Below are 10692 nucleotides of genomic sequence, written 5' to 3'. Positions count from 1 at the left end.
CAGAAGATGTGAGTTTTCCGTACGGCCTGGTCACGCGGAGGTCGCGGGCAGTACCGGTACGAGACCGTCCCATCGCGAGATCTCGCAGCCGTTGCTGCGGTCGTACGTCGCGTCGACCGGCCGGCCCTGCCAGGTTCCCGTGACGTGTGCGGTGGCGGGTCCGCCGTACTGCATCGTGCACATCGAGTCCTTGGGCACGGGCGCGAACGGGTCGGTCCCCCAGACGGTGACCTCCCGCAGCCGCTCGCACGCCTTCGCCGCGTCCGGGTGCGTGCCGCCCGTCGGGTGGCAGTTCAGTTCGTACGTCCCGTCGCCGGCACCGCCCGACCCGGAGACCGTGACGGTGAGGTGGTCGGTGGGGGCGGAAGGGGACGCGTCCGCGGTGGCCTGGGCGGTGGCGGGGAGGGCGGACAGCGCGGCGACGGAGGCGGCGGCAGTGAGGACGAGGCGACGCAGCATTTCTGGCTCCACGAGTACGTTCGGGACGGTTGGCTCTACGGAACTAACGCCGTCCGCCCCGCGATGTTGCGGTGCGGCGTAACGCTTTGCCCTGCGGGCGGCACGCCTAGTACCGTGGGTGCCGCGATTGGTGACACACCCACTGGCTGTGTCATCATCTGCACGCACCCCCGCTCGCGCAGGTGTGCAAGCTGGAGGCGTCGCCTAGTCCGGTCTATGGCGCCGCACTGCTAATGCGGTTTGGGACTTAAATCCCATCGAGGGTTCAAATCCCTCCGCCTCCGCAGCTCGATCCGAAGCCCCGGTCCTCACGGACCGGGGCTTCGATGGTTCTGGAGGACGTTTCCGCAGCTCACAAGGGGTCCGCCTATCGGATTTCACATGGCGGCGGCAGTCATGTAATGTTCTTCCTGTCGCCGCGAACGGGCCGAAGGGCCGGGAAGCGGAGACGAGAACAAAAGAAAAATCAAGCACTCGTAGCTTAACGGATAGAGCATCTGACTACGGATCAGAAGGTTGCAGGTTCGAATCCTGCCGAGTGCACATGGACAAGAGGCCCCCGGATCATCCGGGGGCCTCTTGCGTGTGCGGTGAGGGGTCGCGGCTGTGGAGTGGCGGTGTGCGGGGCTCGGGTGGCCCGACGGGAAGCCCGTGCTGCGGTGGGACTGCGGGCGGCGCAGCGTTCTCGCGTACGGGCGGGACATCGGGTTCCGGGCCGTGGGGGAGCGGCGGTGCGTGGGGGCGCGGGGGAATCCGTGTCCGCTGCGGGCCGTGGTGCCGGGGTCGGCGACGCAGGCGCGGTGTCCGGAGTGCGCGCGGCTCGACCGGGCGTTCTCGGTGGCGGCGGACGGGGTGCCCGACGATCCACGGACGTACCGGGTCTACCTCGCGTGGTTCGGGGCCGGTGTCGTGAAGGTGGGGATCACGGCGGAGGAGCGGGGCGCGGGGCGGCTCCTGGAGCAGGGGGCCGTGGCGTTCTGCTGGCTGGGGCGTGGCCCGCTGATGGCGGCACGGCGTACGGAGGAACTGCTGCGGGCGGCGCTCGGGGTGCCGGACCGGGTGCCGTACGCCCGCAAGCGCGCGCTCCGCGGGGCGCTGCCCGCGTGGCCGGAGAGGCAGAAGGAGCTCGCTGAGCTGCATGAGCGCGCGGTGGCGCTCGGTGGGTGGGCCGAGGCGCTGGAGCGGGTGCCGTTCGACGCCGTCGACCACGCGGGGGCGTTCGGGCTCGACGGTCGGGGCGGTCCGGCGGCGACGGATGGCGTGGTGCGGGAGCTGGTCGACGGCGGGGCGGTCGCGGGGCGGCTCGTCGCGGCGGCCGGGCCCGACCTGCACCTGGAGGTGGCGGGCGGGGGCGTGCTGGTGGTCGACACGCGGGTGCTCGTGGGATGGGAGCTGGCCTCGGCCGACGCGGGGGCGGGGGTGACCGTTCCGGTGCGGGCCGTGGAGGTCGTGGGCGGTGGCGCCGAACAGGGCGGGCTCTTCTGAGGTTGTAGGCAGGGCGGGCTTTTCCGAGCACCTTCCGGGACCGTCGACCGGTTCGCTGACCGAATGGTCAAGTCCGGTCGACCGTTGGGCAAGGACGGCCGAAAAGGGTGGACGCCGGTGCGGTGCGGGCCCGAGTGTGGCGACATGAGTGATCACGCCACCGGTCCTGTCGGACCCTTCGAACCGCCCTACTACTCCGTCGTCTTCTCCTCCGTGCGCACCGAAGGGGACAACGGCTACGACGAGATCGCCGACCGCATGGACGAACTCGTCCTGGACGTGCCGGGTTTCCTCGGCACCGAGTCGGCCCGCACGCCCGGCGGCCTCGGTATCACCGTCTCGTACTTCCGCGACGAGGAGTCCATCAGGGCGTGGCGCGGCAACATGGAGCACCGCGCGGCCCAGCGGCGCGGGCGCGAGGACTGGTACGAGAAGTACGTCCTGCACGTCGCGAAGGTCGAGAGGAGCCACGGCTTTGTGCGGGAGCAGTAGCGAGGGCGGTGCCGACGCCGATCCGGGTGCCCTCGCCGTGCGCGGCGTCTGGGAGCGGCTCGGACTCCCGGGACTCATCGACGTACACACGCACTTCATGCCGGAGCGCGTGCTGCGGAAGGTGTGGGCGTACTTCGACTCCTTCGGGGAGTCGGGCCCGGTGGAGTGGCCCATCACCTACCGGCACGAGGAGGAGCGGCGCGTCGCGCTGCTCGGGGAGTTCGGGGTGCGCGCCTTCACCTCGATGCTGTACCCGCACAAGGCGGGCATGGCGGAGTGGCTCAACGGCTGGGCCGCCGACTTCGCGCGCTGCACGCCCGGCTGTCTGCACACCGCGACGTTCTTCCCGGAGCCGGGCGTGGACCGGTACGTGCGGGAGGCCGTCGAGGCGGGCGCCCGCGTCTTCAAGTCGCATGTGCAGGTGGGCGGGTACGACCCCAACGACCCGCTGCTCGAACCGGTGTGGGGACTGCTCGCCGACGCCGGGGTGCCGGTGGTCATGCACTGCGGGTCCGGCCCCGAGCCCGGCAAGCACACCGGCCCTGAACCGGTCGCCGCGCTCCTCGCGCGCCACCCGCGGCTTCCGGTCGTCGTGGCGCATCTGGGCATGCCGGAGTACGCCGAGTTCCTCACGCTCGCGGAACGGTACGAGGAGGTGCGCCTCGACACGACCATGGCGTTCACCGACTTCAGCGAGGGCCTGATGCCGTTCCCGGCGCGGGAGCGGGGACGGCTGGCGGACCTGGGCGGGAAGGTGCTCCTGGGCAGCGACTTCCCCAACATCCCGTACCCGTACGTCCACCAGCTGGAGTCCCTGGAACGGCTCGGGCTCGGGGACGCGTGGCTGCGCGGGGTGCTGTACGGGAACGCCGCCCGGGTGTTCGGGGTGGAGTGAGGAAGGTCCCTGCCGCGGCGGGCTTTCTCAGGGAATTCACAGGTTCGCGCAAGAGTGCTCTCAGGGGCGCCGCGCAGGGTGTGGGGCATGACCACGACCACGCCTCAGGCGCGTACCGAACTGCTCAGGGCGGACGGGAGCCCCGTCCGTGTGCTCGTCGTGGACGACGAGGTGTCGCTCACCGAGCTGTTGTCCATGGCCCTGCGTTACGAGGGCTGGCAGATCCGCAGCGCGGAGGACGGGGCGGGCGCGGTGCGGGCCGCGCGGGCGTTCCGGCCCGACGCCGTGGTGCTGGACATGATGCTGCCCGACATGGACGGGCTCTCCCTGCTCGGCAGGTTGCGCCGGGAGATGCCGGACGTGCCCGTGCTGTTCCTGACCGCGAAGGACGCGGTGGAGGACCGGATCGCCGGGCTCACCGCGGGCGGCGACGACTACGTCACCAAGCCGTTCAGCCTGGAGGAGGTCGTGGCACGGCTGCGCGGGCTCATCCGGCGGGCCGGTGCCGCGGACAAGCGCAGTGCGGCCACGCTGGTCGTGGGGGATCTGACGCTCGACGAGGACAGCCATGAGGTGACGCGCGGCGGGGACTCCATCCACCTCACCGCCACCGAGTTCGAGCTGCTGCGGTACCTCATGCGCAATCCGCGGCGCGTGCTCAGCAAGGCGCAGATCCTCGACCGGGTGTGGAACTACGACTTCGGGGGCCAGGCCAACGTCGTCGAGCTGTACATCTCCTATCTGCGCAGGAAGATCGACGCGGGCCGGGAGCCGATGATCCACACGCGGCGCGGGGCGGGGTATCTGATCAAGTCCGCGGTGCCCGTCCCTTCGTGAGACGCGTGCGCCTCACCCTGCGGACCCGGCTCGTCCTCTCCGCGGTCGCGCTGATCGCCGTCGTGTGCGCGGTCATCGGGGTGGTGACGACCATTGCTCTCAGGTCCCATCTGTACGAGCAGTTGGACGGGGCCGTCGGCGGGGTCGCTCAGCGGGCCTCCGGGCCTGCCGTCGCGCCGGGGCCCGGCCCCGGCCCACGTACGCGGGACGATCCGCTGGACTTCGTCACGCACGGGCCGCAGGAGATCGGGGCCGTCGGCGCGGAGGTGGGGCGGGACGGCTCGGTCGGGCGGGCGCTCGTCAGCACCGAGGACGACGCCGGTGACACCGTGCCGGACGCGACGGAGCTCGACGCGGCGCAGCTGGCCGCGCTCGGCGGCGTGCCGAGGGACGGTCAGGCGCACAACGTCGACCTGCCGGGGCTCGGGGAGTACCGCGTGACGTACACGAGCGGGCACCGGGGCGACTTCCTCGTCGGGCTGCCGACCACCGAGGTGCGGAACACGCTCAGCACGCTGATCGTCGTCGAGGTCTGCGTCACCGCGGCCGGCCTCGTCGCCGCCTCGCTCGCCGGCGCCGCGATGGTCGGCGTCGCGCTGCGTCCGCTGCGCAGGATCGCGAGCACCGCCACCCGGGTCTCCGAGCTCCCCCTGCACAGCGGCGAGGTGGCCCTGCACGAGCGCGCGCCCGACGCCGACCCGCGCACGGAGGTCGGCCAGGTCGGCGCCGCGCTCAACCGGATGCTCGACCACGTCCACTCGGCGCTCGACGCGCGCCAGCGCAGCGAGACACGGGTACGGCAGTTCGTCGCGGACGCCAGCCACGAGCTGCGGACCCCGCTCGCCTCCATCCGGGGGTACGCCGAACTGACGCGCCGCGGGCGGGAGTCGACCGGGCCCGACACGCGGCACGCGCTCGGCCGGATCGAGTCCGAGGCCGAGCGGATGACGGGCCTGGTCGAGGATCTGCTGCTGCTCGCGCGGCTCGACGCGGAACAGCCGCTCTCATACCGGAGCACTGATCTCGCACCGCTCGTCGTCGACGCGGTCAGCGACGCGCGGGCCGCCGGGCCCGGCCACCACTGGCGCCTCGAACTCCCCGACGACCCCGGTCCGGGCGGGGCGGCCCAGGTGCGTGCGGACTCCGCACGTCTCCACCAGGTCGTCGTCAACCTCCTCGCCAACGCCCGCACCCACACCCCACCGGGCACGACGGTGACGGCCCGGGTCCGGCACGAGGGACCCCCCGAGAGCCCCCGCGTACTCCTGGAGGTCCAGGACGACGGGCCCGGCATCGCGCCCGACCTCCTGCCCACCGTCTTCGAACGGTTCGCCCGCGGCGACGCGTCCCGCTCGCGCCAGGCGGGATCCACGGGGCTCGGCCTGGCCCTCGTGCGGGCCATCGTGACGGCACACGACGGCACGGTGACCGTCGAGAGCGTGCCGGGCCGGACGGTGTTCGCCGTCACGCTCCCGGCGCCCCGCGACACGGCCCTCGACCTCTCACAGCCGGGCCACAGCCTCACCACACAGCCCTGACAGACCACTTGGCGAGTGTCGGCCGCATGCGAACCGACACTCCCCCGGACGTGCTGCCGTCACGGGACCACCTCCCCGCCACCGGGCGTGACGTGCCTGTGCCCGTCCTGGACGTCGTGATCCCCGTCTTCAACGAGGAGAAGGACCTCGGGCCGTGCGTCCTGCGCCTGCACGACCACCTCGCCCGCACCTTCCCCTACCCCTTCCGCATCACCGTCGCGGACAACGCGTCCACGGACCGCACCCCGCAGGTCGCCGCCGAACTCACCGGCCGTGTCGAAGAGGTACGGCACGTGCGGCTCGACCAGAAGGGGCGCGGCCGTGCGCTGCGCGCCGTCTGGTCCGCCTCCGACGCGCCGGTCCTCGCGTACATGGACGTCGACCTCTCCACCGACCTCAACGCGCTGCTCCCGCTCGTCGCCCCGCTGATCTCCGGCCACTCGGACCTGGCGATCGGCTCCCGACTCGCGCGCAGCTCGCGGGTGGTGCGCGGACCGAAGCGGGAGTTCATCTCCCGCGCGTACAACCTCATCCTGCGCGGCTCCCTGCACGCCCGCTTCTCCGACGCCCAGTGCGGGTTCAAGGCGATCCGCGGCGACGTGGCGCGGGTGCTGCTGCCGCTGGTCGAGGACACGGGCTGGTTCTTCGACACCGAGATGCTCGTACTCGCCGAGCGCGCCGGACTGCGCATCCACGAGGTGCCGGTCGACTGGGTCGACGACCCCGACTCGACGGTCCACATCGTGCGGACGGCCGCGGACGACCTGAAGGGCGTGTGGCGGGTGGGGCGGGCGCTCGCGGTCGGGGCGCTGCCGCTGGACCGGCTTGCCCGCCCGTTCGGCGACGACCCGCGCGACCGTCGGCTCACCGGCGTGCCCGGCGGCCTCACCCGCCAGCTCGTCGGCTTCTGCGTGGTCGGCGCGCTCTCGACCCTCTTCTACCTCCTCCTCTACAGCGGGTTCCGTACGTTCACGGGGTCGCAGCCGGCCAACGCGCTCGCCCTCCTGGTCTCGGCGGTGGCCAACACGGCAGCGAACCGGAGGCTCACCTTCGGCGTACGCGGCCGGGACCGCGCGGTCCGCCACCAGGCACAGGGCCTCGTCGTCTTCGCCATCGGCCTCGCCCTCACGAGCGGCTCCCTCGCGGCGCTCGACGCGGCATCGGCCCACCCCGCGCACGCCACGGAGGTGGCGGTCCTGCTCGCGGCGAACCTGGCGGCGACGGTGCTGCGGTTCCTGCTGCTCAGGGCGTGGGTCTTCCCGGAAGGCAACACCGCCGCACCTTCTTGCTCGGCCACCCTCCACGACCCGAGGAACGCACGATGACGATCACCTCTCCCGCCCCGGCGCCGTGGCGCGGGCGCGTCGACGACCCCCGATGGGCGCGCCCCGCGCTGCTCGCACTGCTTGCCGTCACCGCCGGGCTCTACCTCTGGAACCTCAGCGCGTCCGGCTACACCAACTCCTTCTACTCCGCCGCTGTCCAGGCCGGCAGCCAGAGCTGGAAGGCGCTCTTCTTCGGCTCGCTCGACGCGGGCAACGCGATCACCGTCGACAAGCCCCCGGCCGCGCTCTGGCCCATGGCGCTCTCCGTACGCCTCTTCGGGCTCAACTCCTGGGCCGTGCTCGTCCCGCAGGTCCTCATGGGCGTCGCCACGGTCGGCGTGCTGTACGCGGCCGTGCGGCGCCGGTTCAGCGCCGCGGCCGGGCTGATCGCGGGCGCGGTGCTCGCGCTGACGCCCGTCGCCGCGCTGATGTTCCGCTTCAACAACCCGGACGCGCTGCTCGCGCTCCTGATGACCGTCACGGTGTACTGCGTCCTGCGCGCCCTGGAGCACGGCCGCACCAAGTGGCTGGTGTGGGCGGGCGTCGCGGTCGGCCTCGCCTTCCTCACCAAGACGCTGCAGGCGTTCCTGATCCTGCCGCCGCTCGCGGTCCTCTACGCGGTGTGCGCCCCGGTGCGGCCGCGCAGGCGCCTCGGCCAGCTCGCCCTGGCGGCGGGCGCGATGCTCGTCGCCGGTGGCTGGTGGGTCGCGGTCGTCGAGCTGTGGCCCGCGTCCTCGCGCCCGTACATCGGCGGCTCGCAGCACAACTCGTTCCTCGAACTGACCTTCGGCTACAACGGCCTCGGCCGCATCAACGGCGACGAGACCGGCAGCGTGGGCGGAGGCGGCGGTCCCCGTGGCGGTGGCGGTGGAGGCGGCGGTCAGTGGGGCGAGACCGGGCTCGGGCGGATGTTCGACCCCGAGATCGGCGGCCAGATTTCGTGGCTGCTGCCCGCCGCGCTGATCCTCCTGGTGGCCGGGCTCGTCATCACCCGCAAGGCGCGGCGCACGGACACCGCGCGGGCGGCGTTCGTGGCGTGGGGCGGTGCGCTCCTGATGACCGCTGCGGTCTTCAGCTTCATGGCGGGGATCTTCCACCAGTACTACACGGTGGCCCTCGCCCCCTACATCGCCGCGCTCGTCGGCATGGGCGCCACGGTCCTGTGGGAGGAGCGCGCCTCGCGGTGGGCGGGCGCGGTGCTCGGGGCGACGGTCGCGGGCACGGCGGTCTGGGCGTACGTCCTGCTGGGCAGGGCCGCGGAGTACGTGCCGTGGCTGCGGTGGGCGGTGCTCGTCGCGGGGCTCGCCGCGGCGGTGGGTCTGTTGGTCGTGGGGCGGCTCGGGCGTGGGCTCGTGCTGGCCGCGGTGGGTCTGGGCATGGCGGCGTCCGTCGCGGGCCCGGCGGCGTACACGCTGTCGACCGTGGACAGCGCGCACACGGGGTCGATCGTGACGGCGGGTCCGGCTTCGGCGGGCGGCGTCGGCATGGGCGGGCCTCGGGGCGGGGGCGGTCCGGGTGGGGACGGCGGCCCCGGTGGTCCGGGCGGTGTGCCCGGGGGGCCGGGTCCGGGTGGCAAGACCCGTCCGGCCGGGGCTCCGCAGGGCAGTGTCCCTCCGGGAGGCGCGCCTCAAGGGCGGCCCGGCGGCAGCACGAGCGAGCGCGCCGGACGTGGTGGCGGCATGGGCGGGCTGCTCGACGGCGCCCAGGTCTCCGCCGAGGCCAAGTCCCTCCTGGGGCCGGACGCCGGCGACGACTGCACCTGGGCCGCCGCGGCCATCGGCTCCCAGAACGCGGCCAGCTACCAACTGGCCACCGGGGAGCCGGTGATGGCGATCGGCGGCTTCAACGGCAGCGATCCGTCCCCGACCCTCGCGCAGTTCAAGAAGTACGTGGCGGACGGCGACATCCACTACTTCATCGCGGGCGGCGGCATGGGCGGCATGGGCGGAGGCGGCAACGGCACCTCCTCCGCGATCACCTCCTGGGTCGAGTCCACGTACAAGAAGGTCACCGTCGGCAGCGCCACGTTCTACGACCTGACCGAGCCCGGGAAATAACTCCCTTGTACGCCGTACGGGAACTGCTCTACGGTGTACGCCGCGCCACCGCCTCGTACACCGTAGAACAGAGAACCCGGAAAGGGAGGGCAGATGACGGCGACCACCGCCGAGAACCCCACCGCCTCACCACGGCACCCGCAGCGCTGGCTCATCCTCGGCGTCATCTGCCTGGCGCAGCTCACCGTGCTGCTCGACAACACCGTCCTGAGCGTCGCGATCCCCTCCCTCACCCGGGAACTGGACGCGTCGACGTCCGACATCCAGCGGATGATCAACGCGTACTCGCTCGTCCAGTCCGGCCTGCTGCTCACCGCGGGCAGCGCCGCCGACCGCTACGGCCGCAAGAAGATGCTCGCCGCGGGCCTCGCCCTCTTCGGCATCGGCTCGCTGGCCGCGGGCCTCGCCCAGAGCGCGGGGCAGCTCATCGCCGCCCGCGCGGGCATGGGCATCGGCGGCGCGCTCCTCATGACCACCACGCTCGCGGTGGTCGTGCAGATCTTCGACGACGCGGAGCGCGTCAAGGCGATCGGCCTCTGGGCCACCATCAACTCCCTCGGGTTCGCGGCGGGTCCGCTGCTCGGCGGCTTCATGCTCGACCACTTCTGGTGGGGCTCCATCTTCCTGATCAACATCCCCGTGGCGCTGCTCGGCCTCGCCGCCGTCCTGAAGCTCGTGCCGGAGTCGAAGAATCCGCAGGGTGACCGCCCCGACCTCCTGGGCGCGCTGCTCTCCACGATCGGCATGGCCGCGGTGGTCTACGCGATCATCTCCGGGCCCGAGCACGGCTGGACGTCCGGGCAGGTCCTGGTCTCCGCCGCGATCGGCGTGCTCGTCCTCGGCGCGTTCGCCCTCTGGGAGCTGCGCATTCCGTACCCGATGCTGGACATGCACTTCTTCCGCAACCAGCGCTTCGTCGGCGCCGTCGCGGGCGCCATCCTGGTCGCCTTCGGTCTCAGCGGCTCGCTCTTCCTGCTCACCCAGCACCTCCAGTTCGTGCTCGGCTACGAGCCGTTGGAGGCGGGCCTGCGCACGGCGCCGCTCGCGGTCACCATCGTGGCCCTGAACCTGGTCGGCGTCGGCGCGAAGCTGCACGCCAAGATGGGCACGCCCGGCACGATCGTGACCGGCATGAGCCTCAACGCCGCCGGCCTCGCGGTCATAGCGGTGCTCGGCGGCGACAACTACAACGGCATGCTGCTCGGCCTGATCGTCATGGGCGCGGGCATCGCGCTCGCCATGCCGGCCATGGCCAACGCCATCATGAGCGCCATCCCGCCGGAGAAGGCGGGCGTGGGCGCGGGCATCAACGGCACGCTCGCGGAGTTCGGCAACGGCCTCGGCGTCGCCGTGCTCGGCGCGGTCCTCAACTCCCGCTTCGCGTCCCTCGTCGCGGTCTCCGCCGCGTCGTTCCCCGCGGCCATGGCGGCGGCGAAGTCGTCCGGCGAACGCGAACGGATCGCCGACGCGTTCTCCTCCGGGCTCGAGACGAGTCAGCTCGTCGGCGCGGCCGCGGTGTTCGCCGGAGGCGTCCTGGCCGCGGCGTTGTTGCGGAGGGCGGAGAGGGCAGACTCCGTGGGTAAGACAGCGGCATAGCATCAGGG

The 10692-nt window shown here is 72.4% G+C and carries 9 protein-coding genes and 2 tRNA genes; 10 read left to right on the top strand and 1 reads right to left on the bottom strand.

Translation table 11 applies throughout. The features are described from left to right. Positions 1 to 30: 30 nt before the first annotated feature. On the bottom strand, positions 31 to 459 hold the full coding sequence (locus DEJ49_RS17605) for an SSI family serine proteinase inhibitor (RefSeq protein ID WP_150185000.1): 429 nt from the start codon (positions 457 to 459) through the stop codon (positions 31 to 33). Positions 460 to 652: 193 nt separating this feature from the next. Here DEJ49_RS17605 and DEJ49_RS17600 point away from each other — a divergent pair. The 10 genes from DEJ49_RS17600 to DEJ49_RS17555 all read left to right on the top strand — a co-directional run bounded on the left by DEJ49_RS17600 (position 653) and on the right by DEJ49_RS17555 (position 10684). Beyond that, a tRNA-Ser gene (locus DEJ49_RS17600) sits at positions 653 to 743 on the top strand. 186 nt (positions 744 to 929) lie between these two features. Continuing rightward, positions 930 to 1002: transfer RNA gene (locus tag DEJ49_RS17595), tRNA-Arg, on the top strand. Positions 1003 to 1065: 63 nt separating this feature from the next. Next, positions 1066 to 1944, top strand: coding sequence for a DUF2797 domain-containing protein (locus tag DEJ49_RS17590; RefSeq protein WP_150184999.1), 879 nt, complete (start codon positions 1066 to 1068; stop codon positions 1942 to 1944). Between the two features lie 144 nt (positions 1945 to 2088). Next, entirely contained in the window at positions 2089 to 2436 is a 348-nt protein-coding gene (locus DEJ49_RS17585) for an antibiotic biosynthesis monooxygenase family protein (RefSeq protein WP_150184998.1), read from the top strand. 37 nt (positions 2437 to 2473) lie between these two features. Further along, a complete protein-coding gene (locus DEJ49_RS17580) occupies positions 2474 to 3331 on the top strand; it encodes an amidohydrolase family protein (RefSeq protein WP_223833193.1) in 858 nt (285 codons plus the stop codon). Positions 3332 to 3418: 87 nt separating this feature from the next. Next, positions 3419 to 4168, top strand: a complete 750-nt coding sequence (locus tag DEJ49_RS17575; protein WP_150184996.1) for a response regulator transcription factor — start codon at positions 3419 to 3421, stop codon at positions 4166 to 4168. Continuing rightward, the gene (locus DEJ49_RS17570) at positions 4165 to 5706 is read left to right on the top strand and encodes a sensor histidine kinase (RefSeq protein WP_223832878.1); all 1542 of its coding nucleotides are present in this window, start codon (positions 4165 to 4167) and stop codon (positions 5704 to 5706) included. The genes DEJ49_RS17575 and DEJ49_RS17570 overlap by 4 nt, the downstream gene beginning before the upstream one ends. Positions 5707 to 5732: 26 nt before the next feature. Next, positions 5733 to 7031 (top strand): bifunctional glycosyltransferase family 2/GtrA family protein, encoded by a 1299-nt coding sequence (locus tag DEJ49_RS17565; protein ID WP_150184995.1) that lies wholly within the window; start codon positions 5733 to 5735, stop codon positions 7029 to 7031. Beyond that, positions 7028 to 9088, top strand: a complete 2061-nt coding sequence (locus DEJ49_RS17560) for an ArnT family glycosyltransferase (RefSeq protein WP_150184994.1) — start codon at positions 7028 to 7030, stop codon at positions 9086 to 9088. Before DEJ49_RS17565 ends, DEJ49_RS17560 begins: the two co-directional genes overlap by 4 nt. 93 nt (positions 9089 to 9181) lie before the next feature. Beyond that, a complete protein-coding gene (locus DEJ49_RS17555) occupies positions 9182 to 10684 on the top strand; it encodes an MFS transporter (RefSeq protein ID WP_150184993.1) in 1503 nt (500 codons plus the stop codon). Positions 10685 to 10692 lie beyond the last annotated feature (8 nt).

The organism is Streptomyces venezuelae, from assembly GCF_008642335.1.
GTDB lineage: Bacteria > Actinomycetota > Actinomycetes > Streptomycetales > Streptomycetaceae > Streptomyces > Streptomyces venezuelae_F.
This window is presented reverse-complemented; position numbering and strand designations above follow the sequence as displayed.